The sequence below is a fragment of the Nonomuraea sp. NPDC049784 genome (genome assembly GCF_040659615.1).
Taxonomy (GTDB): Bacteria; Actinomycetota; Actinomycetes; order Streptosporangiales; family Streptosporangiaceae; genus Nonomuraea.
The window spans coordinates 1-23,655 of the sequence record NZ_JBFAMX010000063.1; the positions used below are offsets into that span (position 1 = coordinate 1).

Genomic DNA, 23,655 nt, shown 5'->3' on the forward strand with positions numbered 1-23,655 from the left:
TCCCAGCACATCCCAGCCCGCCAACCGGTGGTAACGCTACAAATCCGTCCGATCACATTGCGACATCACTGGCATGGACTCGCGAAACGCACTCTAAGGAGTTCACCAGTGCCAAGAATCACGTTCCTCGGGCATGCCGGGATGGCCTGCGAAGTGGATGGGCTCAGGATTCTCGTCGATCCCTGGTTCTCTCCTACCGGAGCCTTCCTCGGCTCATGGTTCCAGTACCCGAGAAACGACCACCTCGACCTGGAGCGTCTGGTCGACGTCGACTACCTGGTCATGTCGCACGAACATGGCGACCACTTCGACCCGTGGGTCATCGAGCGGCTCCCACCGCGGACCCGCGTGCTGATCCCGAAGTACCCGGCGCCCATCTTCCGTGAGCTGGTGGCCGGCGTCTGCCCGAACCCCGTCACCGAGCTCGAGCCGTGGGAGAAGTACTCCATCGGGGGAAGCGGCTCGTGGGTGATGGCCATCCCGGAGCCGTCGCCTCGCTATCACGACGCGGCCCTGCTGTTCTCCCTCGATGGGCGGACGGTGCTCCACTGCAACGACGCCATGCTCACCGCGGAACAGGCGAGGCGGGCCAAGTACCTGGGAGGAGGGCGCATCGATCTGATGGCGATCCAGACCTCAGGGGCTTCATGGCACCCGATGTGCTACTCCTACGGCCCGGATCAGATGCGGCAGATAGCGATGGAGAAGCGCGTCGCCAAGCTTCGCGGCGTCCAGCGGCTTGTCCGGGCCACGAACCCGGAGCTTGCCGTGCCGTTCGCGGGACCGCCGTGCTTCCTCGATCCTGAGCTCTTCCAGCACAACTGGGTTCTGCAGCGGGAAGACGGGGCCTTCATCGACGCCGAGGCGGCGGCCGCATGGCTGCGTGAGCACCTCCCGCGCCAGCTGTGGTCCGACTTCAGGCCGGGCGACACCGTCGACCTGAGCACCCTCGCCATAACCCGCGATCCGATCTCAGCGAAGTTCGACTACGAGGACGGCCGAGAGGAATATCTCAGGCGCTACGCAAGGGATCGAGCGGAAGCCATCGGCCTCTTCAAGCAAGCCCACCCGCAGCCTGCCGACGATCTGTTCGAGAGGTTCCGCGCCCACTTCATCCACCTGGGCACGTTGAACGCCTACTTCCTGGAGCGCATCGACATGACCGTGCGCTTCGCGGTCACCGGCGACGCCGGAGGCCTGTGGGACGTGCGGATGAGGCCGGAGGGGGTCGACGTCGTCCATGCCGATCCGTCGACGAGCGTGCCGTACCAGATCACGGTTGGGGACCGTTGGCTGGAAGCGGTCCTGGCGGAGCGCGCAGGCTGGGAGGACCTCTTCCTGTCGCTGCGGGTCTCGCTTGACCGCGACCCCGATGTTCACAACAGCTATCTGATCACCTTCCTCAAGTTCGCTGACGCGACGGCTCTTGACGCGGTCGAGGCCTACGAAACCGGTCGTGACGAGTCCGACCGGATAGTCGTGGAGGACGGCGGCCGGAAGTACGAGATCGCGCGGTACTGCCCGCACGCGGGCGCGGATCTCTCCATCGGAGCCATTGTCGAGGACGGGAAGGTGAAGTGCCTCGGCCACAATCTCGAGTTCGACCTGGAGACAGGGGCGTGCCTCAATGCCCGATGCAACCCGCTGCCGACGATGCGGCTGAGCGACTGATCGCAGGGTCCACGTGAGCAGTGCTCTGGCCGGCTCGCGTTCTTCCCCTCGCGCGAGGATCGCTTCGGCCTCCGGCGTCACGCTCTCGGCGCCGGCCGCCGGCACCCACCCAGGCGAGCGCCGGCCATCGAGTCCGTGAAAAGCCGGTGCCGACCTCTCACCGCCCGCCCGGGCACGGCCCTGCCGCGCTCATGGGACGGCCGTCGTGGCGCGACCGGCCGGGCGCGTCCCCACGCCGCCGGATGGAGCCCGTACGGCTAGAGCTGGTAGACGGCGAAGTCTCCCGAGCGGTAGCAGAGGCGGGCGTACTTGGCGATCTCGGGCGCCGCGGAAGTGAGGTGCTCGTCGACGAAGAGCCAGCGGATCCCATAGTGCTCATGGAGTCGCTGGATCGCGGCAGAGGACGGTGACAGGAAGGCCGCCTCGTTGTCGTCGAAGCGCTGCCGGTCCCAGAAGGGGAGGTTCTTCACCGACTGCCCCGGCTGCCAGCGGTCGGCGTTCGTGCCCGTGAAAGCCCACCCCTCCAGCAGCATCCGCCGCTCGGTCAACGCCGACACCCAGAACTGACGGCTGTCGCAGGGATGCTCGAAGCCCCAGCGGCAGTGGACGTTCGTCGCGACCATGTCGTCGGGTCCGGAGTGGTCCCGCAGCCATCGCGCGGTCTGCAACGCGCCCTGCGGGAACGCCGGGGCGCCCTCGGACGAGGAGGCGGCGACCTGGGCCGCGCCGCCGGACACCGAGGCCAGCACGCGGGCGTGGTGCGCGGCGGGCAGGCCGATGGCGGCCAGTGCCACCAGCAGGAGCGCCCACTTCAGCACGCCCGCCCGCGCGGTCAGCAGGCTGACCGCGACCAGCGCGACGACGGTCACCAACGCGAGGTAGGGGCCGTAGAGGGCGGTGTCGGACAGGCCCGGATCCAACGGCGCCCGGACACCGCAGATGACCGGAAGCGCGTAGACCGCGACCAGGCCCGACCCGACGGCGCAGAGGATCGAACGCCGCGGCGCCTGCGCCTGCCGCAGGATGACGATGAGCCCGTAGGCCGCGACGATCGCAATATAGGGGTAGGCCGCCCACAGGAAGAAGACCTGGCTCCTGCCAGGGTGGTCGAGCACGAACATCGCACCGAGGCCCGCTGCGGCGATGCCGATCATCAGCACCACATCAGACCGAACGAGCAGCCGCGGACGGCTCAGCAGACCGAGGGCCGGGCACCAGGTGACGGCCCACGACACGAAATAGAGCGCGGCGACGCCGACGACCGACAGGGCTGGAGCGGCGACGTCAGGCGGCGTGCCCGTCAGGTCGTGCCAGAGAGTCCCCATGTAGGAGAGGGGCGCGACGATCGTCCCCTGTCGCTGGCCACCGTAGAGAACGAGCTGCGCGAAGAACAGGCAGGCGGTCGTCATCCCGAGCGCGACGAGCGCAGGCCACGGAGGTCTGCGCCGGGTCACGACCTTGACCGCCACCACCGCCACCAGGCCCGCGGCGAGCATGGGCAGGTGCGTGGCCTTGGCTCCCATGACCGCCGCCAGAAAGACGGCCAGGAGGAGCCAGGGCCCGGGGTCGTGGCAGCGGTGCAGGAGAAGATCGACCACCAGCAGAACGACGGGGACGAAGAGCAGCGCCCCGAAGGTGAAGGTCGGGCTTCCCCATGCGGCATCGTGCATCCCCCCGTAGGTGAACGACCCGAAAGAGCCCAGGAACAGGCGGGGAGCACCCAGGAGGATCGTGGCCCCGGTGGCGATCGCGGCGCCGCTCCACGAGCCCGTCACCCGCCGCGCGAGCATCGCGACCAGAACGACGAACGTCGCCAGCATCGGCACCGTGCCGAGCCGGAACAGCAGCACGAGAGGTTCCACCCCGGTGATCCAGCTGGCCGCCGCGTAATGCGCGTAGACGAACCAGTGGTAGAAGAGGGGCTCGCCGGCGACCATGGGCGTCATCGGCGGCATGTGCTGTTTCAGCTCGCCGATCAAGGCGAGGTGGAACGGCGCGTCATCGGGATACTTCGCGAGTTCCGGCCAGGTGAGCGGGCCGAAGCCGAAAAAGGTGTGCGCGCTCCAGGCGACCAGGTAGCACACCATCAATGCCAGGCCCCATGACCACCAGGCAGGCGCGGCGGCGGAGGCGAGGCCCCGCTTCCAATGCCGGCGAAGCCGCGGCACAGCAAGAAAGGCGATGTATGTGCCGATCGGCCACACCAGCACGAGAAGGGGTAGGCCCACGGCCCTGGCGACGATGTATGCGGCCACCTCGATGGCGTAGCCGAGCGCCGCTCCGAGCGCGACCTCCTCCGCCAGGGTACGACGGTCGCCGTACAGGGCGCGGATCAGCAGCAGGCCGGGAAGGGCGAGAGCGAAAACGACATACGCGCCGAAGAACGTCATGTCTGATCCGGAAACGCCATAGCGGTGCAGAACGGCTGCGACGAAAACGGCGGTGAGCATCGCAGGCAACCAGGAGAACACGCGCTGCCTCGCGCGCCGAGCGGAAAGACCCGGGACGGGAATGTCTTTTCCTGGCATCGGCGCACTCGGCACGGCGGCCCGAAGGGGCGAAGATTTGGCCATGAATGCGAGTCTCGCAACGCCCGGGAGCAGGGCGCAGGGAGGCACTCTTCGCTCAGCGTAGTTCTTGCCACTCCTTTATACGGGCCATGAGTACGGCACCGGCCAAGGTCACCGAAAGCGCACCAAACCGAACCGACCGAAATACATTGCATCCCGAGAATGGCCGCAAACCCGAATACTCCATCAATCGGAGCCGCATCCCGGCGCGCTGGTTTAGGCACCAAGAAAGTGACGGCAAAAACATCGAATCACGCGGCCATCCAGGGCGCTGCTATGAAGCCCCTTCGCCAAACTTGCCCACATCTGACAACGGCCGTTCATGGTGACCGGAGGCTTCGTGCGACACAACGGGGAAATGGCCAGGTCCTGGACGCGGCGGCTGCTGCGGACGGCACTCGTCGGTTTCGGCGGCGGCGTGGTCTCATTGGTCAGCCTGCTGGGCCCTGACTCGTCACCCGCGCCGGTGGCGCCCACGGCGCTGACCTCGGCGCTGACCGCGCCTGATCAGCCGCAGAGCGGCTCGCCGTCGGACAACCAGCTTTCCGAGACGCCTTTCGCCAAAATGCCGCACCGGAATCAGCACGAACACACCGCCGCCTTCCGCAAGCGGATCAGAACCGCGACCGAGCGGGCCGCGAAAAAGCGGGCCGACTGCCCGCCCACCTCCGTCATCTGCATCGAGAACAGCCTGCCGGGCAACCCGCCGAGCCAATGGGACGTGCCCACACAGGGCGGCATCCCCGGCTATCCCACGCAGATCAGCGTGAACAAGGGCGAGACCCTTCAGTTCAAGGTGAACACCGGCGCCAAGTCCTACCGCATAGAGATCTTCCGGCTCGGCTACTACAGCGGCATGGGCGCCCGGCTCATGGCCACCATCAACCCTTCCGCCACCCTCCCCCAGATACAACCCGGCTGCCTGACCGACACGACGACGGGCCTGATCGACTGCGGCAACTGGGCCCTGTCTGCGTCGTGGGCGGTGCCGAACACCGCCGTCTCCGGCGTCTACATCGCCAACCTGATCAGAACGGACGGCGTCCCCGGCAAGAGCCAGATGATATTCGTCGTCCGGGACGACGCCAGGAACTCCCAGCTCCTGGTCCAGACCTCCGACGCCACCTGGCAGGCGTACAACAGCTACGGCGGCAACAGCCTCTATCGCGGCATGCCGGCGAACCGGGCGTTCAAGGTGAGCTACAACCGCCCCTTCGAGTCACGCAGCCGGTTCTTCAATGACGAGTACCCCATGGTCCGATGGCTCGAGGCCAACGCCTACGACGTCAGCTACGCCAGCGACGTGGACACGGCCACCAGGCCCGCCAATCTGCTGGACCACAAGGTCTTCATGTCGTCGGGCCACGACGAGTACTGGTCGAACGACATGCGGGACAACGCCCAGAACGCCCGGGACAACGGGGTCAACCTGGCCTTCTTCTCGGGAAACGAGGTCTTCTGGAAGACCCGCTGGGAGTCGAGCATCGACAGCTCGGGCACCCCCTTCCGCACACTCGTCTGCTACAAGGAGACGCTGGCGAACGCCAAGATCGACCCCAGTCCACAGTGGACCGGTACGTGGCGCGACCCGCGTTTCTCCCCGCCGTCCGACGGCGGCAGACCGGAGAACGCGCTCACCGGGACGCTCAACCGGATAAACGGCCGCGTGGCCGACTCGATCACCGTGCCCGCGGAGTTCGCCAGCATGCGGCTGTGGCGGAACACGGCAGTGGCCGACCTCCAACCGGGGCAGACAGAGGTCTTCCCGGCTGGAACGCTCGGCTACGAATGGGACGAGGCCCCTGACGACCAGTTCACCCCCGACGGACTGGTGAGGTTCTCCAGGACGACCGTGACCACCACGTCGAAGTTCCTGCTCGACTTCGGTGGCACGTACGGTGCCGGGACCGCCACCCACGCCCTCACGCTCTACCGGACCTCCAACGGCTCCTACGTGTTCGGTGCGGGAACCATCCAGTGGGCGTGGGGCCTCGACCCCGTCCACGACAGTCCCGGCCCGCCCGCGGACGTCAACATGCAGCAGGCGACCGTCAACCTGATGGCCGACATGGGCATCCAGCCCGCCAGCCTCCAGCCCGGCCTGGTGCCCGCGACGCCGTCCACCGACACGGCGCCGCCCACCTCAGCGATCAACAACCCGGCGAACAACAGCGTGGTCTCGACGGGAACGCTCGTCCAGATCCAGGGCACCGCGGCCGACACGGGAGGCGGCGTCGTGGCCGCGGTCGAGGTCTCCGTGGACGGCGGCAACCAGTGGCGGCAGGCGGTGGGCCGTACCAACTGGCAGTTCGACTGGACGACGCCGGCCACCGCGGGCCCAGTGACGATCATGACGAGAGCCGTCGACGACATCGGCAACATCCAGAAGACGCCGACGCAGCGGACGGTCACGGTCGGCAAGGACTGCCCGCCGTGCACGCTGTGGCCGTCCACGACCGTGCCGGCCGTCACCTCGCAGAACGATTCGAAGCCCATCGAACTCGGCGTGAAGTTCCGGGCCTCCAGCTCCGGTTACATCCGCGGGATCAGGTTCTACAAGGGATCGCAGAACACGGGAACGCACACGGGAAGCCTGTGGAGCAGCACGGGGCAGCTGCTGGCGACGGCGACGTTCACCGGTGAAACGGCGTCGGGCTGGCAGCAGGTCAACTTCTCCACGCCTGTCCCCGTCACTCCCGGCACCACCTACGTCGCCTCCTATTTCGCCCCGAACGGGCACTGGTCGGTGAACCGGAACTACTTCACGACGACGTACACGAACGGCCCGCTCACCGCTCCGGCCAGCGGGGCGGTCGGCGGCAACGGCGTCTACACCTACAGCCCGACGAGCGCCTTCCCGACCAGCAGCAGCGGCGCGAGCAACTACTGGGTGGACGTGGACTACGTGGCGTCGAACAGTCTCTGGGACAACTCGACGATCCCCTCGACCATCTCCACCGACACCAAGGCCGTCACGCTCGGCGTCAAGTTCAGGGCGTCCACCAGCGGCGCCGTACAGGGCATCCGCTTCTACAAGGGCACGCAGAACACCGGCACGCACACGGGAAGCCTGTGGAGCACCGACGGCCAGCTCCTGGCCAGCGCCACCTTCAGCAACGAGAGCGCGTCGGGCTGGCAGCAAGTGACGTTCTCCAATCCCGTCGTCATCGCCGCCGGCACGACCTACATCGCGTCGTACCACACCACGGTCGGTCGTTACGCGGTATCGCGGAACTACTTCACGAACAGCTACACGAACGGCCCACTCACCGCTCCGTCGAGCGGAGCGGTCAGCGGGAACGGCGTCTACACCTACGGCGCCACGAACACGTTCCCGACCAGCACCACCAGCGCCAGCAACTACTGGGTGGACCTGGTGTTCGTGCCGTCCTACAGCCTGTGGGACCTCGCGACGGTGCCGGCCAACCAGTCCACGGACAACAACGCGGTCACCCTCGGCGTGAAGTTCCAGGCCACCAGGAGCGGACTCGTGCAGGGCGTCCGTTTCTACAAGGGCCCGGGGAACACCGGCACGCACACCGGAAGCCTGTGGACCTCGGGCGGCCAGCTCCTGGCCAGTGCCACCTTCACCAACGAGACCGCGACGGGCTGGCAGCAGGTCGCCTTCTCGACGCCCGTGGCCATCACCGGCAACACCACGTACGTGGTCTCGTATCACACGCCGACGGGACTCTTCTCCTTCACCAGGCCGTACTTCACCACGCAGTACGTCAGGAACCCGCTGATCGCTCCGGCGGACGGCGCGTCAGGCGGGAACGGCCTCTACACCTACGGCGCGACGAGCACCTTCCCGACCACCGCCTTCCAGGCCAGCAACTACTGGGTGGACCTGGTGTTCGAACCCTGACCGAGGCTCGGCGGGAACGCGGCGGACCCCGCGTTCCCGCCGATCTCGCCACACGGAGCGGCCCGGCATGCGCACATGCCGGGCCACGATTGTGAGAGCGAGCAGTGAGTACGGCTCAGCCGGCCGCCTGCTTCAACGGCCGCCACCACGACTCGTTCTCCCGGTACCAGCACACGATCTCGGCCAGCCCGGTGTCGAAGCCGACCAGGGGCTCGTAGCCGAGGGCGCGCAGTTTGCCGCTGTCGACCGAGTAACGCCTGTCGTGGCCGAGCCTGTCGTCCACGTGTGCGACCATCTCCCAGCCGACGCCGAAGGCGTCGAGCAGCCGCTGGGTGAGCTCACGGTTCGTCAGCTCCACACCGCCGCCGATGTTGTACGTCTCACCGGCCGAGCCCTTGTCCAGCACGAGCTGGATGCCGCGGCAGTGGTCGTCGACGTGCAGCCATTCGCGGACGTTGCCGCCGTCCCCGTAAAGGGGCACCTGCCGTCCGTCGATCAGGTTGGTGACGAAGAGCGGGATGACCTTCTCGGGATACTGGTACGGGCCGTAGTTGTTCGTGCAGCGCGTCACGCGGACGTCCAGCCCGTAGGTCTGGTGGTAGGCGCGGCACAGCAGGTCGGAGCCCGCCTTGGCCGCGGAGTAGGGCGAGTTGGGCAGCAGCGGCTCCAGCTCGGTCCACGAGCCCGCGTCGATCGATCCGTACACCTCGTCGGTGGAGACCTGGACCACGGTCCGGACGTCCGCCTCGAGCGCGGCGTGCAGCAGCCGCTGCGTGCCGTACACGTTGGTGAGGACGAAGTCGCCGGGTCCGTCGATCGACCGGTCGACATGCGTCTCGGCGGCGAAGTTCACGATGACGTCATGGCCCGGCACCAGGCCGGCGAGCAGCCGCGCGTCGGTGATGTCCCCCTGGACGAAGGCGTACCGCGGGTGCCGGGCGACCGGGTGGAGGTTCGCCGGGTTGCCGGCGTACGTGAGCTTGTCCAGCACCGTCACGTGGGCGTCCTCGTAGCCGGGGTAGCGGCCGGACAGCAGCGATCGCACGTAGTGGGAGCCGATGAATCCGGCGCCGCCCGTGATCAGGATCCTCATGCGCGCACCTGGATCTTGCTGTGGTCGCCGACCATGAGCTGGTTCATGTTGGGCAGCCCCGTGGCGCGGGTGACCTCGACGTTGCGGCCGATGAGCGAGTTGGTGAGGCCGGAGACCCCGATGATGGAGGACTCCCCGAGGATGATGCTGTACTCCACTTCGGCCCCTTCCAGCACGCAGCCCTCCCCGACGGAGGTGTAAGGACCGATGTACGATCCAATGATCTTGGTGTTGGCGCCGAGGACGGCGGGACCGCGGATCACCGAGTGCTCGACCACGGCGCCGGGCTCGATGACGACGCGCCCGGTTATATCGGAGAGCCCGTCCACGGTCCCCTTGATGTCGCGCTCGATGGTCTCCAGGACGATGCGGTTGCACTCCAGCATGTCCTGCAGCCGCCCGGTGTCCTTCCAGTAGCCGCTGACCAGATGCGAGTGGACGCGGTAGCCGTTGTCGACCAGCCAGCGGATCGCGTCCGTGACCTCCAGCTCTCCGCGCGGCGAAGGGCTGATGGCGCGGACCGCGTCGTGAATGGCGGGAGAGAACGTGTAGACGCCGACGATGGCGAGATCGCTGCGCGGGTGCTTCGGCTTCTCCTCCAGCCCGATGATCTCCCCGTCGGGGCCGAGTTCCGCGACTCCGTAGAGCTGTGGTTCCGCGACCTTGGTGAGCAGGATCTGGGCGTCGTAGTCGGCCCTACGATAGGCGTCCACCAGGTCCGCGATGCCGTTGACCAGGAAGTTGTCCCCGAGGTACATGACGAACGGCTCGTCGCCGAGGAAGTCCCCGGCGATCAGCACACAGTGCGCCAGCCCCAGCGGCTCCTCCTGCGGGATGTAGGTCACCTCCAGACCGAACCTGGAACCGTCACCCACCGCCTCCCGCACCTCGCGGGCCGTGTCACCGACGATGATGCCGACCTCGGTGATACCGGCGTCTCTGATCGCCTCAAGCCCGTAATAGAGCACGGGCTTGTTGGCTATGGGGACCAACTGCTTCGCCGAGGTGTGGGTGAGCGGACGCAACCTCGTGCCCTTGCCGCCCGCCAGAACGAGTGCCTTCACCGCTCCTTGAACCCTTCTGCGAAGAACGCATGGTTGACTGGAACTCTGTCCACTCGAATGTATGTGCCGCCCGAATTGGCAGGGCCGTGCGCCACCTTCCCTTTTGCCGAAGGGCTTGCCATACGTTGCCGACGTTAGAGGATTCGCCCAGACCGGGCTCTGCTCCTACGCGGGCACGGGCGCGCTGGAGACGATCTTCTGGAAGTCGTCGTACGAACGGATGTAGTCGTCCGGGTCGTAATGGTGCGAGGCGAACACCAGGAGCACGGCGTCCGGTGAGTAGCGATACTGCGTCCCCCAGAGCATGGCCGGCATGTACACGCCGCGGCTGGGGCGGTCGAGGGTGATCTCGCGCCGGTTGCGCCCGTCGTCGAGGAGGATGCCACACGAGCCGTGCACACAGACGAGGAACTGCTCGCACCGCTTGTGCGCGTGCTCGCCCCGTACTTCCCTGCTCGGCACGTTGAAGACGAGGAAGTAACGCGCGGGCGTGAACGGCAGTTCGCGCTCGAACTCGCCGACCGACAGCTCGCCGCGCAGGTCCTTCGCCACTCGCAGCTCGTGCAGGCTCGCGCTCCCCACGCCCAGCGCCACCCTGCCGGGCGACCCAGCGCCATTGGCTCGCAGCAGCGGAACGCCGGGATCCTCCCTGTCCGCGACGTAGCCCGTGATCCGGGCGGGGTTGCCGACCACGATCGCGTTCGGCGGCACAGACCGCGTCACCACGGCCCCCGCGCCCACCATCGCACCGGTGCCGATCTCGACTCCGGGCAGGATCGTGCTGTTGGCGCCGATGGACGCGCCGGCCCTGACGACGGTACGGTCGAACGAATCCGGATAGACCTTGCTGCGCGGGAACCGGTCATTGGTGAACGTGGCGTTGGGGCCGATGAAGACGTCGTCCTCGATCGTGATCCCGTCCCAGAGCTGGACGCCGCACTTGACCGTGATCCGGTCGCCCAGCACGACGTCGTTCTCGACGAACACCCCGTCACAGATGTTGCACTCGCGGCCGATCCGAGCGCCCGGCAGGACGTGCGCGAACGCCCAGACCCGCGTGCCCGCGCCGACGGTCACGCTCTCGCACAGGGCCCGCGGATGGATGAAGGCGTCGTTCATGACCGCCCGCCTGTGGAGACGAGGCCGGCGTCGTCGCCGACGCCGCTGTTGCACGATCCCTCGAAAGAGCGCGCGGTGCGCACGAGAGCCAGCGGCCGTCTCTTTGTGTTCTCGTAACTTCGCCAGGCATAGGACCCGATGAAGGCCACGCCCAGCGTGTTGAGCGCGCCGAAGAACGTGATGACCACGATCGTGGCCGCGTAGCCTGCCGCCTCGATCTGGCCGGTCAGCCGCATGGCGATGACGAAGATCGCCATACATCCGGCGACCAGGAAGCCCAGGAGGCCGATGACCGTGAGGATGCGGATGGGCAGGTCGGTGAAGGCGAAGACGCTGTCCAGGAGATAGTCGATCTTCTTGGTGAGTGTCCACGAGCTCTTCCCGTGCGCCCGTTCCCGCCGCCGGTACGGCACCTCGCCGCGCCGGAAGCCGAGCCAGTACACCAGCCCCACCAGAGAGGTGTTGGCCTCCTCGAGCCGGAGCAACTCGTCGCGGATGCGCTGGTTGCAGCCGAAGACGTCGACCCCGCCCACGGGGATCTCCGGCACGACGAAACGCCGGTAGAAGCGCCAGAAGAGGTTGGCGGACAGGCGTGTCATCCCCGGATCGTCCCGGCTCTCGCGAACCCCCACCACGATGTCGGACATATCGTTCATGAGCCTGTCGAGAAATGTGATCACCAGGTCGGGCGGCTCCTGGAGGTCCGCCGCCATGACCGCGAAGTAGTCGCCCTTGGCGGCTCGGAGACCTGTGCGGATGGCGGCGAAGGAGCCGAAGTTCCGCGCGTGCAGCAGCAGCTGCGAGCGGAACGGCGCCTGCGGCAGGGCCGCCTTGAGCAGCTCGAAGCTGTTGTCGGGGCTTCCGTCCACGACGAAGACGAACTCCACCGGCATCCGGTGACGTTCCGCGACGGTCGCGCTGATGTCCGTGAACTCCGCGATCAATTGCGGGACGAACTCCGCATTGCGGTACACGGGAACGATCACCGAGAGCATGGCCTCACCACGTGTTGATACTCGAGATCACGCGTGTGACCTCGGCGTCGGAGAGTTCGGGATAGCAGGGAAGCGTCACGACCGAGCCCGCCAGGTCGTCCGTCGCCGCGAGCCCCTGGCGGAGCCCGAGATCGGCGAGCGGGCGCTGACGATGATCGGGAACGGGATAGTGCACGTCGGTCGCCACGCCCGCGCCTGCGAGCCGGGCACGGAGCGCTTCGCGCTCGTCGCAGACCACCACATAGAGGTGGGCGACGAACTCCTCGCCGTGCACGGGCGGGCACTGGACCCGCGGGTGGGTGATCTCCTGCGAGTAGCGGGTCGCGATGTCCCGGCGTCGCCGGTTCCAGCCGTCCAGGAAGGGCAGCTTGGCGCGCAGGACGGCCGCCTGCAGTTCGTCCAGGCGGCTGTTGCGGCCCCCGCCGAGTCCGACTTGGTACTTCGACTCCCACCCGTACTGCCGCAGCCGCCTCAACTGGGTGGCCACGTCCGCGTCGCCGGTGACCACGGCGCCGCCGTCGCCGAGCGCGCCGAGATTCTTCGTCGGGTAGAAGCTGAACGCCGCGGCCGCGCCGAAGCCGCCGGCCCGCCGCCCGTCCCGGACGGCGCCGTGGGCCTGCGCGCAGTCCTCGAACACCGGCACACCGGCCCTGGCCGCGATTGCCAGGACGGCCTCCATGTCATGCAGGAGGCCGAACAGGTGGGTGACCACGATCGCGTCCAGGCGCTCGCCGTCCACGACCCGCCGGAGCTGAGCCAGATCCATCAGCTTGGTGTCCCAGTTCACGTCCACGAACACGGGCAGGGCGCCGAGGGCCAGCAGAGCGGTGGTGGTGTAGAAGCCGGCGTTCGCGACCGTGGCGACCCGGCTGCCCGTGCCGACGCCGAGCGCGCGAAGGCCGAGTTCGATGGCGTCGGTCCCGTTGGCGACGCCCACGCAGTGGGTGGTGCCGCAGTAGTCGGCGAAGTCCCGTTCGAAGGACTCCCCCTCCTCGCCCAGCACGTACCATCCGCGCTTGAGCACGCGCTCCACGGCCGCCTGTACGACGGACTCCGTCGAGCGTGCGTGCCGGGCGAGATCGTTGATCAGGATGCGGTCCGCCGCCTCGTCCAGTCCTACGCCAAGGCCGTCCGTGGAAGGGCAGGGCGAATATCCGTCAAGAGGGTGCATGGTCGGGCCTTTGCTGCGTGCGGCGGTCGAGGCTGCCCGGACAGGCGAAACCCATTCAACGCGGGCACCACCGGCCTGGGCCGCCCCCGGCGCGCACACGCGGCCATTCCTTGCCGAGCCATTACCGGCGGCTTGCGGAGCACGCCGATGTCACAGCGCCGCGGGCTGCGTGTCCGCCTGCCGCAGCCTTCGCATCTCGCGCAGGAAGCGCAGGTACTGGAACGGTGTCGGTGAGTACCACTGCCTGCTTTCGAGGTCCGCGCGCCGGTAGGGCCGCGCGCGTCCGTCCAGCATCTCCCGCACGGCCTGCGCCATGGAGTCGAGAGCGCCCAGGTACTGCTTCACGGGCAGCGTACGGTAGGTGTCGGTGAACGGGTCGACGTCGACGGCGTCCTGCGCCAGGATCTCCCCGGTGTCCACGCCGGGGTCGACCAGGTGGATGGTGGTCCCGACGAGCTCGGGCCGCCCCTCGTAGACCGCCCAGAAGCCGCCGTGCACTCCTCGGTAGCGCGGCGTGATCCCGACGTGGATGTTGACGAAGGCGGGTGCGCACTCGAGGATGCGCCGGCCGATGATGCCCGTGCCCGAGACCACGACCGCGCCCGGGCGCCTTTCCCGCAGCACGTCGGCGACCTCGGCACCGTTCACGGACGGCACGTCCAGCACGTCGAGACGGCCGTCGGGCGGCCGGCAGTCGTGTCCCGTGAGCAACGCCGCGATGCGCTCCTGCGATCGCGGCTTGATCACCAACCGGTCGTAGCCGAGAAAGGCCAGCTGGGCGGCGACGACACGGGGGCCGAGCTTGCGCAGCCGGTACCGCAGCATCTTGACCTGCCGCGCCTGCTCGAAGACGACCGTCGACACCTCCAGCCGCGCCGCCAGGTGGTTGATCAGCAGATACGACGTCTGGCTCCGCTCCGCCAGGATCACGATGCCACTCACCGGCGCTCCCCCGAGACGACGGCGCCGCCCAGGAGATGGTCGGCTGCCTGCGCCATGGTCATGACAGTCAGCCCTCCCTTGTCCCGGCACCGCGAGACGTGACGCAGGATCCGCTCGAACGTGTTGAGCATCCGGGGATCCCCGCCCAGGTTGAACGGGTGGAACCACAGGTGGTAGATCTCCCCGCGGCTGACCGCCCGGTTCAGGCCGAGCCGGGCCTGCCTGATCCGGGACGAGTGAGGGATGAGTCTGCGCGGCCCGTTGCTGCCGACGAGGAACTGCGACGCGGGCAGGTTCACCAGGCGCTCGCCCACCCGCAGCGTGCGCGGATCATAGGTCGGCGCGCGGGTGCCCAGGGCGCGGCCGAGGAAATGCGGGGCGCCCGGCCGATTTCCGTACCAGCTCTGCTCGACGCCTCGATAGGCGATTATCCCGAAATCGGAGAGCGTATCTAGATACGCCACCTGATTGCGCGGGTAAACAATGGAGCGCATCGGAATGCCGAATTGTTTGCCGACTTCCACGGCGGCCTCGAGCTCCCGTATCCACACCTCGTGTGTGGTCGCCGGGTCGTGTGCGTAGACGTGCGTGAAGGTGTGCGTCCCGATCTCGTGGCCGACCCGCGCGCCACCGATCCAGTCCAGCAGGTACGGCGCGCTGTACCACCTCTCGGGAGTGCGGACGTCGCCGTCCCCCTCCGCCTGCCGAAGAAGCATTCGGCCCACCACCGCCCACGTGGCCGGAACCCGGTAGGCGTCGAAGAGGTCAATCATCCGGCGTATGACGCGCGGCTCATCGTCAAGAATCCGGGACAGCGCCGGCAGGTCTTCGGCGTTTATACCCCACGCGAGCTCAGCATCAATGGAGATTATGCATATTCCCGGCATGCGGCGAGATTATCAAGACCTGATTTCCGGGCCCGATTGCGTACGGTCTGATTCACGCGCGATTTTGGTTAAGGTATCGCCACGCCTCTGCGCAGCTTGGCAGTCAACGGCCGCAGCAGCACCCTCAGGTCGGCCGGTCCGGGGACCAGTTCCCGCGCCGCCAGCCCCGTCGATCTGACGAAGCGGGACGCTTCCATGAACGCCATGAGGATGTAGGTGACGGTCGAGGCGAGCGCGGCACCCACCGCGCCCCATCGCGGGATCATCACCAGGTTGAGCAGGATGTTGGCGGTCAGCGCGGTGACAGAGACGACGGTCATCGTCATCGGCCGGTCGAGCCGCACGAGATACTGCTCCAGCGGCCTGACCATCATCAGCGCGACCGTCCCTGGAGCGAGCGCGATCAGGGGTGCCACGCTGCCGGTGAACGACTGGCCGTACACCAGCGGGACCAGCCAAGGCGAGACGCCGGCCAGGCCGGCGACGAGGGCCGCCGACACGAGCAGGTTCAGCCGGAGCGCTCTGGCGGTGACGTGCTTGACGTCGTCCACGTCGCCCGCGGCCTGCTCGGGAAGGACCACCTGGCTGATCGTCTCGCCGGGGATGCGGGTGAGAGCCATGACGGTGACGGCGACGGTGTAGATGCCGACCGTGGCTGAGGAGTCCATGGCGTTGAGGAGCACGACGTCGATGGTGACCAGGAGGTACATGGCCACCCAGCCGACGTGATATCTGCTGGATAGGCTGAGCTGGCGCCGTACGAGATCGCGGTCCAGGCGCGGCGAGATCGGCCGCAGCTCTCGCGCGGCGAGGAAGAACGGCAGAGCCGTCGAAACCGCCCAGCAGACGACCACACTCGCGATGGTCACGTGTCCCACGGCGGCGAGCGCCAGGATCGGCAGGCACTGCACGAGCGAGCAGCAGACAACCTTGCGGTTGAGCAGGTCCATGCGAGATTGCAGCATGAGGATGTTGTTGAGGTTGATGGCCGCGGCGCCGAACGGCACAGCCACCAGGGCCAGCGCCCACAACCAGAACTCCCCCGGCCAGCCGGCCACGGGCACCAGCGCCATGGCGCCGAGCGCCGAGACGGAGCCGACGCCCAGCCCCAGGATCACGCCGTTCGTCGTCAGTGATCGATGCCGCGAGCGGTCGGACCACATGGCGAGCTGGGACTTCTCCAGCGAGAGATGTCCCACGACGATGGCGGCGCCGGCCACCGTGGCAATCACGGCGTAGATGCCTCTGCCCTCGGGCTGAAGCGTACGCGCGATCAGCACGCCGGTGACCATGCTCAGACCCAACCGGATCGCGCGCGTCACGAGCGTGCGGAAGACCACGCCCACGGCGGACCTCGCGGTCTCTGCCTGCCCCATCATCGTTCCAGGAGGCGACGGTACAGCTTGACGTGCTCCTCGACCATGGTGGTCGCGTCGAGATGCTTGGCGGCCCAGGCGCGCGCCGCGTCACCGAGCAGCACGGCAAGTTCCTGGTCACACAGGAGCTTGGCGATGCCCAGGCTGAGTGCCACGGGATCCGCCGGTGGCACGAGCACGCCGCGGTCCGCGAGGAGTTCGGGCGTCCCGCCGACGGCCGTGGCCACGATGGGCCGGCTCTGGGCCATCGCCTCCATGATGGCGTTGCTGAACCCCTCGGAGATCGACGGGAGGACGACGACATCGGCGCGGGCCAGCCACGCCCTGCTGTCCGTCACGGGGCCGACGAAGCGCACGTCGATGTCCAGGCCGCTCGCGTACTCCTTGATCTTGTCCTCTTCCGGGCCGTCGCCGACGAGGACCAGAGTGCAGGGCGTGCCCTGCTCGGCGAGCAGGGCTGCCGCGTCGAGCAGGAACCTGTGCCCCTTCACCTGGCGCAGGCGGGCCAGGCACACCACCACGGGCAGGTCGGTGTCGATGGCCGCGGGCTCGACGGAGTCGAACGCGGAGTCCGGCAGGCCGTTGTAAATGACGCTCAGCTTGTGAGAGGGGATGCCCTCGACGGTCATGGCGTCCTCTGCCACGGCTCTCGCGTTGGCGACGACGTGGTCGGTGATCCGCGTCACCGCGCCGCCGAGCGTGAACCACAACCTCCGTCTCTGCTTGATGTCACTCAGCCGACGCCGTCCGGCGATCACGATGGGCGCTCTGGCCAGCAACGCGGCGGGCGCTCCGAGCGTATAGCTCTCCAGAACGAAGGCGTGCAGCACGTCGGGCCTCAGCCTGCGCAGCAGCCACACCAGGCGGACGAAGATCCGCAGGTTCCTGGTCAACGGGCCCTGGCCCGGCGACCGCCGTGAGAAGCCGACGTGGTGCACGCCGACCCCGGCGGCGCGCAGGGTCGCCTCGTGCGGGCCTCCTTTGGACAGGAGGACCACGTCCACGACGAATCCCCTGCCGTGCAGTTCCCGCGCCAAGAGCGAGACCTGAGTCTCGGTGCCGCCCAATCCCAGTTGCCCGATGAGGAGCGTGATGCGCTGTAGGCCGGATCCATCTCTTGGCGCCACTGCAGGACCTTTCGTTGAATCGTCTCGATCAGGTCGGAGCGGGTTCAGGGCACAGGGCACAAGTCCTCCGTCCCAGCGGGACTGCTCGGCACGTTGTGTGCCCGGTGCCAGAGTTCGAACTGCAGCAACGCCCACAGCCGCTCGCTGTGGTCCGTGCCCGCCATGTGCTGCCGGATGAGGTCGCGGACAGCGACCGGGTCGAACAGGCCCCTGCCGCGCGCGGTGTCGTCGGTCAGGGTGTCGTGGACGAGCTCGCGCAACTCCCTGCGCAGCCAAGTGGCGAGCGGCACGCCGAACCCGCGCTTGGGATAGTGCAGCAGCTCTTCGGGAAGCCACGGCGCGACGGCCCTCTTGAGCAGGAGCTTCGTCTGGAGGTTGCGTACCTTCAACGCGCTCGGCACGGTGGCCGCCCACTCCATCAGGTGATGGTCCAGGAAAGGAGAGCGAGCCTCCAGCGAGTTGGCCATGGTGGTGATGTCCACTTTCACCAGCAGGTCGCCGGGCAGGTACGTGAGCGTGTCGACGTCCTGCACGCGCCCCACCTCGGTCACCGCCGAGGAGTCCTGGAAGATCTCCGTGAAGAGCTGGTAGCTGTCGACGTGCGCGAGCTCCCGCCGCAGCGCGTCGCTGTAGACGCGCAGCTTCTGCTCCCGGGTGAAGCACGACATCAGTGAGGCGTACCGGTGCGCCGGCTGCTCGCCGACGAACCGCATCAACCGGCCCAGCCGCTGAGGGAACGTGCCGAAGCGAGACTTGTTCATGATGTGGGTGCCGAGGCGGCCCGACACCGCGGCGATGGGCGAGGGTATGCCGGGGAGTTTGCCGGCCCGGTCCATCAGGGCGTAACGCTGGTAGCCGCCGAAGCACTCGTCACCGCCGTCGCCATTGAGCACCACCGTGACGTGCTGCCGACTCATCTCGGCCACGTAGAAGCTGGGAATGGACGAGGAGTCGGCGAACGGCTCGTCGAAATGCCACGCGAGGCGCGGCAGGACCTCGACGAGGCTGGACGTCACGACGAACTCGTGGTGGTCCGTGCCGTACTTCGTGGCCACCATGCGCGCCTTGTGGCGCTCGTCGTACCAGGAGTCCTCGAATCCCACGCAGAACGTCTTGACCGGCGCGGAGCTCTGCATGGCCATCGCCGCCACCACGGCGGAGGAGTCGATCCCTCCCGACAGGAAGGCTCCCAGCGGACGCTCGCTCACCATGCGGATGCGGGTGGCCTCGAGCAGCAGCTCGCGCACCCGCTCCAGCTCCTCGTTCTCGTCGGCCACCGGTCGCGGAGCGTGGTCGAGCCGCCAGTAGCGGCTTACGGAGACCTGCCCGCGCTCCCAGACGAGAACGTGCCCCGGCGGCAGCTTCCTCACGTCGCGATAGATCGACTGCGGCGCGGGAACATAGCGGAAGCTCAGGTAGTGATGCAGGGCCTGCAGGTCCAGTTCGCGGGACATGGCGGGGTCCTGGGCGAGGGATTTCAACTCGGACGCGAAGTGGATCGATTCGTGGTCCACCCGCCAGTAGAGGGGCTTCTTCCCTACGCGGTCCCTGGCGAGGATCAGCCTTTCACGATCCCGGTCCCAGATGGCGAACGCGAACATGCCGCGGAGGTGATGAACCAGATCTGCGCCGTACTCCTCATAGAGGTGGACCAGACACTCGGAGTCCCCCGTGCTGCGCAGCCGGTGCCCGCGCTTCGTCAGCTCCTCGCGAAGCTCGGGAAAGTTGTAGATCTCGCCGTTGAAGACGGCGACAACCCGCTCGTCCTCGCTGTAGACCGGCTGGTCACCGGTCGCCACGTCGATGATCGCAAGCCTGCGCATACCGAGCACGGCACGGCCATCATCGTGGAAGCCTGCGCCGTCGGGCCCACGATGCCTCATGACGTCGCACATGCGCCTCACCAATGCCGGGTCGGGCCGCGACATCGACACGATTCCGGCTATTCCGCACACGATGCCTCCGTAGATTGATGGGCGATATGGTGCGATCACCCAGAGAAATTGAAATCTTTCTCACAGTAATCAGACTTGGCCCCCGCGAGGCGGAACGAGTGAGGTGTGTCGCCTCCCCGGCTCGCTCGTGGGGACCGCATCTCCCGGGCGCGTGGTCACGGCTCACATCGGGAGTGACCAGCGGTCGTCAGCCGGCGTAGCCGTACTTCTGCAGATGCGCGGAGAGGGAGCGGCCCAGCAGTTCGACCTGCCGCGGTGTGAGGTCCTTCCGGAAAGCTTCGGCGCGGGCTCTGGAGAACTTTTCGTGTTCCAGGCTCCGCTCGAACTCGGGCGTCCAGGCAAGCCCGAGGAACTCCAGAATGACGTCTATGTGTTTGCGTGGGTCGGAGAGCAGATCTTCGTAGCGCATCTCCAGCCAGAGATGCGGCGGCACGGCCGCACGAGCCACCTCGTAGGCGTCCATCATCACCTTCCAGCCGATGCCGGCCAGATGCACGAGACATCGCCCAGCGTTGTCCCACTCCTCCGCGTACGCGGTGGGCAGGGTGCCGAAGCGCCAGCCCGGAGCACCGAGATGCCCACGCCACCACGGCATCTGGGCGAGGGAATTGGCGACGGCGCGCCCGTCACGCACGATGTTCACGAAGCGGGCCTCAGGGAAGATCCCGTGGAGGAACGCGGCGCGCGGCCAGCCGGTGAATTTGTGGATGATGTCTTCTCGCCCTGGAGCCGTCCTGCACTCGAAGAACTTGCGCAGACGCTGCGCCAGCCATGGGGTGACATCCTGGGCCGTGAGATCACGGAACGGGTCGGCGAGTATGGGCGATACCTCGCGACTCAGCGCGGAGTACGCCTCCGAAGGTGCGAATATCATTCCGCTTCTCGACACCAGCCCTCGCGACAGCAGGCGGTAGATCGTCCCGTTGCGTCGCCGTACCAGTTCCGGGATCCGGGCGCACCGGTCGTCCAGTCCTGACACGAAGTTCACGCGCGAATGGCGAGCGAGCACTCCGTACACCAATGTGGAACCGCAACGTCCGGTGCCGATCAGAAAGTTGGGCACGTCGGCCTCCCCGCAGGAGAACTCCGGAAACGGAGCCTGCTCAGGGCAGCCGGATCCGAGTGCCCCAGCATGTTACTTACGTCTGTAGCGAGCTCACATTGACGGTATGACTAACATGAGCGTTCTTGTTGGAGGTTGAGGTTGGTCGTGTCGCCTCGGGAGGAGCCGCCGCGGGCGGGCAGGCCTGGCCTCACATACCTGGTGTTTCGGTAATACCAGCGGCACAAGCGGGCAATGTTTCCCGTCGCCGGAGCGCCGTCATCGCTGCAGCCACCCCAATGACGATGATGGCGCTTGTGGTGACCATGAAGCACGTCTGCGAAGTGATCAAAATATTGAATGTCGGTGGCGCGGAGACGCTGCTCGTCGAACGGTTGCTTGCGGCACCTCGAAGGACGGCGCGCTACACGGTGGCGTGCTTGTGGGCATCCGATGAGTGCATTCAGCGACTTGGGGCCGTGGGTATCGAGGTCGCCCATATGGGTTCGTATCCGCCTCCGCTTCGGCTCTTTGGGTTGGCCGCAGCGGTCAGGCGGTTGCGACCCGATGTCATCCATCTGCATTCGCCGCTTCCGGCTTCGCTGCTCCGGTTGACGTCCTGGTTTTCCACACCGCGCCCGGTGCTTGTGTCAACCGTGCACAATGTCCGTTATCGCCTGCCGACGATGCTGCTCGACCGCGCGACCGGGTGGCTGGACACCCACACTGTTGCCGTCTCCTCCCAGGTCGCGCGCGCTGTCGTCAGCAGAGGCTCGCGCAATCTGTCCACCGTGATCCACGGCGTGAACGTCGAGGAGCAACGTCGCCGGGCCAAGGAAGCCGGACGGGTGAGACGGGAGTGGAACGTTCCTGAGTCCGCCTTTCTGATCGTGCACGTGGCCAACTTCCGCCCGGAGAAAAGGCACGACCTCCTGATCGAGGCGGCCGCCAAGGTGGTGAACACCTCTCCGCGTGCCGTCTTCCTGCTGGCAGGTTCCGGCCCGCTGGAGGACCAGATAGCCCGCCGCGTGGCCGAACTGGGATCGGACGGCGTCCGGTTCCTCGGCTGCGTGCCACACGCCGCCCGCCTCATCGCCGCCGCCGACCTCTTGGTGCTCAGTTCCGCCTACGAAGGGCTGCCCGTCGTGGTCATGGAGGCGCTCGCGGCGGGCGTACCAGTGGTGTCCACCGCCGCCGGAGGCGTTCCAGAACTGATCGAGCACGGCAGGAACGGCTACCTGACCAGCCTCGGAGATCCTGACGAGCTCGCTGAGGGAATCCTTCGGGCGATGCGTCCCGAGAACCACGCCTTGCTCTGCGAAGGCGCGCGTGAGAGCGCCGACCAGGTGGACATCAACCGGACGGCGGAGTGGTTCGAGCAGCTCTACGACGAGGTCCGGGTGCCATGACGCAAAAGGGCCGAGTCGGCCTCCGACGTATCGCGTTCATCATCGGGCACCTGGGGGTGGGCGGTGCCCAGAAACAACTGTCGCTGCTCGCATCACAGTTGTGCCGCTCAGGTGTCGAGGTACACGTCCTGCTCTTGTCCAAAGGCGGGCCGCACGAGACGGCGCTTCGCAGCGCCGGCATCCACGTACACAAACTCGGGTTCGACCGGAAAGCCGGTGCGGGTAACATCCACGCCTTCGCACGCCTGGTCGCCCTGCTACGGCGACTCAGGCCCGACGTGCTGCACGCCTATCTGCGACACAGCTACCTCGTGGGCGTGCCTGCCGCCCGGCTCGCGGGCGTTCCGGTGGTGGTCGCGGGACGGCGTAACGAAAACCGGCTCGACCCCCGCCAGTCATGGAGCGTTGCCCTGGACAGAACGATCATGCGCATGACCGACCACGTGGTGGTCAACGCGGCAGCGCTCGCCCGCGACGCCCGCTCCCTGGGCGTGCCCGCCGACAAGCTGACAGTGATCTACAACGGCCTCCCTGCCGCAGCGTTCGAGCCGGCCGAGCCGGAGCCGATCGACACGACCCTCCCCGTGCTGATGATCGTGGCGCGGCTCAGCGAGGAGAAGGGACACCGCTTCCTGCTTGACGCTCTGCCGCTGCTCGCCCGTCGCGGCCGGCCGTGCACGCTCGTGCTCGCCGGCGACGGACCCGAACGCGACCACCTGCAAAGGCAGGCGGCGGCTCTCGACATCGACGTACGCTTCCTCGGGGCCCGGACGGACATCGCGAGGCTGCTCGCTCGTGCCGACGTGGTGCTACTGCCTTCGGTCACCGAGGGCTTGAGCAACGCGCTCATGGAAGCGATGGCGGCAGGACGGCCGGTTATCGCCACCTCGGTCGGCGGCAACCTCGAGCTGCTCGAAGACCGCGGAATCCTCGTCAGGGCGTCCGACCCCGCGGCCCTGGCAGATGGGATATGCCGACTACTGGAGGACCCGGAGCTCGCCCGACAGCTGTCGGAGGCGGCACGGCTGTGGGCGCAGAAAACCTTCGACACACACGAGATGGTCGACGAGCACATCAAGCTGTATCGCCACCTCCTGGAGCAACGACACGCCGGATAGGCCCTCGTCGGGCCCATCATGTCCTCGGCTGACGGTCTCGGCGCGCTCTGCGGTTCCCCCGTCGCACGGACACCTGGGCTGCGGCCACTCGGTGGCCCTGATGGCCGATAAAGGCTCCCGTACGTAGCGGGGCCGTGCATTTCGATGCCCGAAGACGGCCGCGCGTCGCGGGGTCGCGCGGATCCCTGGGCGTTTCCGCTGACTCGTCGCGAGCCGCAACGTTTTCACGGGAAATTTCGGAGAAACGC

The 23,655-nt window shown here is 67.3% G+C and carries 16 protein-coding genes; 4 read left to right on the forward strand and 12 right to left on the reverse strand.

All coding sequences use genetic code 11. The annotated features are described in order from the left end of the window. Positions 1-108: 108 nt before the first annotated feature. Positions 109-1,671 (forward strand): MBL fold metallo-hydrolase, encoded by a 1,563-nt coding sequence (locus AB0J09_RS16360; RefSeq protein ID WP_360690711.1) that lies wholly within the window; start codon positions 109-111, stop codon positions 1,669-1,671. Positions 1,672-1,928: 257 nt separating this feature from the next. Here AB0J09_RS16360 and AB0J09_RS16365 read toward each other — a convergent pair whose 3' ends face one another. Further along, positions 1,929-4,061: a hypothetical protein gene (locus AB0J09_RS16365; RefSeq protein ID WP_360690714.1), complete on the reverse strand. Its 2,133-nt coding sequence runs from the start codon at positions 4,059-4,061 to the stop codon at positions 1,929-1,931. Positions 4,062-4,581: 520 nt separating this feature from the next. Here AB0J09_RS16365 and AB0J09_RS16370 point away from each other — a divergent pair. Then, positions 4,582-8,109 carry a DUF4082 domain-containing protein gene (locus AB0J09_RS16370; RefSeq protein ID WP_360690717.1) on the forward strand — a complete coding sequence of 1,176 codons (3,528 nt, stop codon included), beginning with the start codon at positions 4,582-4,584 and terminating at the stop codon, positions 8,107-8,109. 115 nt (positions 8,110-8,224) lie between these two features. Here AB0J09_RS16370 and rfbB read toward each other — a convergent pair whose 3' ends face one another. From rfbB to AB0J09_RS16425, 11 genes are all read right to left on the reverse strand, one after another. Then, positions 8,225-9,202 (reverse strand): dTDP-glucose 4,6-dehydratase, encoded by a 978-nt coding sequence (gene rfbB, locus AB0J09_RS16375; protein ID WP_360690720.1) that lies wholly within the window; start codon positions 9,200-9,202, stop codon positions 8,225-8,227. Next, positions 9,199-10,266 (reverse strand): glucose-1-phosphate thymidylyltransferase, encoded by a 1,068-nt coding sequence (locus AB0J09_RS16380; protein WP_360690723.1) that lies wholly within the window; start codon positions 10,264-10,266, stop codon positions 9,199-9,201. The genes rfbB and AB0J09_RS16380 overlap by 4 nt, the downstream gene beginning before the upstream one ends. A 165-nt stretch (positions 10,267-10,431) precedes the next feature. Beyond that, positions 10,432-11,385: a WxcM-like domain-containing protein gene (locus AB0J09_RS16385; protein ID WP_360690726.1), complete on the reverse strand. Its 954-nt coding sequence runs from the start codon at positions 11,383-11,385 to the stop codon at positions 10,432-10,434. Further along, on the reverse strand, positions 11,382-12,380 hold the full coding sequence (locus AB0J09_RS16390; protein WP_360690729.1) for a glycosyltransferase family 2 protein: 999 nt from the start codon (positions 12,378-12,380) through the stop codon (positions 11,382-11,384). Before AB0J09_RS16390 ends, AB0J09_RS16385 begins: the two co-directional genes overlap by 4 nt. 4 nt (positions 12,381-12,384) lie before the next feature. Continuing rightward, complete coding sequence (locus tag AB0J09_RS16395) at positions 12,385-13,551, reverse strand: DegT/DnrJ/EryC1/StrS family aminotransferase (RefSeq protein ID WP_360690732.1); 1,167 nt, start codon at positions 13,549-13,551, stop codon at positions 12,385-12,387. Between the two features lie 150 nt (positions 13,552-13,701). Beyond that, positions 13,702-14,493, reverse strand: a complete 792-nt coding sequence (locus AB0J09_RS16400) for a formyl transferase (RefSeq protein WP_360690735.1) — start codon at positions 14,491-14,493, stop codon at positions 13,702-13,704. After that, on the reverse strand, positions 14,490-15,380 hold the full coding sequence (locus AB0J09_RS16405) for a polysaccharide deacetylase family protein (protein ID WP_360690738.1): 891 nt from the start codon (positions 15,378-15,380) through the stop codon (positions 14,490-14,492). Before AB0J09_RS16405 ends, AB0J09_RS16400 begins: the two co-directional genes overlap by 4 nt. Before the next feature lie 68 nt (positions 15,381-15,448). Next, positions 15,449-16,759: a polysaccharide biosynthesis C-terminal domain-containing protein gene (locus AB0J09_RS16410; RefSeq protein WP_360690741.1), complete on the reverse strand. Its 1,311-nt coding sequence runs from the start codon at positions 16,757-16,759 to the stop codon at positions 15,449-15,451. Next, complete coding sequence (locus AB0J09_RS16415; protein WP_360690744.1) at positions 16,756-17,883, reverse strand: glycosyltransferase family 4 protein; 1,128 nt, start codon at positions 17,881-17,883, stop codon at positions 16,756-16,758. The genes AB0J09_RS16410 and AB0J09_RS16415 overlap by 4 nt, the downstream gene beginning before the upstream one ends. A gap of 44 nt (positions 17,884-17,927) precedes the next feature. Further along, positions 17,928-19,877, reverse strand: a complete 1,950-nt coding sequence (gene asnB, locus AB0J09_RS16420) for an asparagine synthase (glutamine-hydrolyzing) (protein WP_360690747.1) — start codon at positions 19,875-19,877, stop codon at positions 17,928-17,930. A gap of 148 nt (positions 19,878-20,025) precedes the next feature. Continuing rightward, positions 20,026-20,901: a sulfotransferase gene (locus AB0J09_RS16425; RefSeq protein WP_360690750.1), complete on the reverse strand. Its 876-nt coding sequence runs from the start codon at positions 20,899-20,901 to the stop codon at positions 20,026-20,028. 284 nt (positions 20,902-21,185) lie between these two features. On the opposite strand from AB0J09_RS16425, the gene AB0J09_RS16430 reads away from it, so the two are divergent. Both AB0J09_RS16430 and AB0J09_RS16435 read left to right on the forward strand, forming a co-directional pair. Next, positions 21,186-22,289, forward strand: coding sequence for a glycosyltransferase (locus tag AB0J09_RS16430; protein WP_360690752.1), 1,104 nt, complete (start codon positions 21,186-21,188; stop codon positions 22,287-22,289). Continuing rightward, positions 22,286-23,407 (forward strand): glycosyltransferase, encoded by a 1,122-nt coding sequence (locus AB0J09_RS16435; RefSeq protein WP_360690755.1) that lies wholly within the window; start codon positions 22,286-22,288, stop codon positions 23,405-23,407. The genes AB0J09_RS16430 and AB0J09_RS16435 overlap by 4 nt, the downstream gene beginning before the upstream one ends. Positions 23,408-23,655: the final 248 nt, after the last annotated feature.

What these genes read in the sequence shown, in the direction of transcription:
- AB0J09_RS16430 (WP_360690752.1), top strand. Translation starts at nt 21,186, where the DNA reads ATGATGGCGCTTGTGGTGACCATGAAGCACGTCTGCGAAGTGATCAAA.
- AB0J09_RS16385 (WP_360690726.1), bottom strand. Translation starts at nt 11,385, where the DNA reads ATGAACGACGCCTTCATCCATCCGCGGGCCCTGTGCGAGAGCGTGACC.
- AB0J09_RS16365 (WP_360690714.1), bottom strand. Translation starts at nt 4,061, where the DNA reads ATGACGTTCTTCGGCGCGTATGTCGTTTTCGCTCTCGCCCTTCCCGGC.
- AB0J09_RS16435 (WP_360690755.1), top strand. Translation starts at nt 22,286, where the DNA reads ATGACGCAAAAGGGCCGAGTCGGCCTCCGACGTATCGCGTTCATCATC.
- AB0J09_RS16410 (WP_360690741.1), bottom strand. Translation starts at nt 16,759, where the DNA reads ATGATGGGGCAGGCAGAGACCGCGAGGTCCGCCGTGGGCGTGGTCTTC.
- AB0J09_RS16395 (WP_360690732.1), bottom strand. Translation starts at nt 13,551, where the DNA reads ATGCACCCTCTTGACGGATATTCGCCCTGCCCTTCCACGGACGGCCTT.
- AB0J09_RS16390 (WP_360690729.1), bottom strand. Translation starts at nt 12,380, where the DNA reads ATGCTCTCGGTGATCGTTCCCGTGTACCGCAATGCGGAGTTCGTCCCG.
- rfbB (WP_360690720.1), bottom strand. Translation starts at nt 9,202, where the DNA reads ATGAGGATCCTGATCACGGGCGGCGCCGGATTCATCGGCTCCCACTAC.
- AB0J09_RS16405 (WP_360690738.1), bottom strand. Translation starts at nt 15,380, where the DNA reads ATGCCGGGAATATGCATAATCTCCATTGATGCTGAGCTCGCGTGGGGT.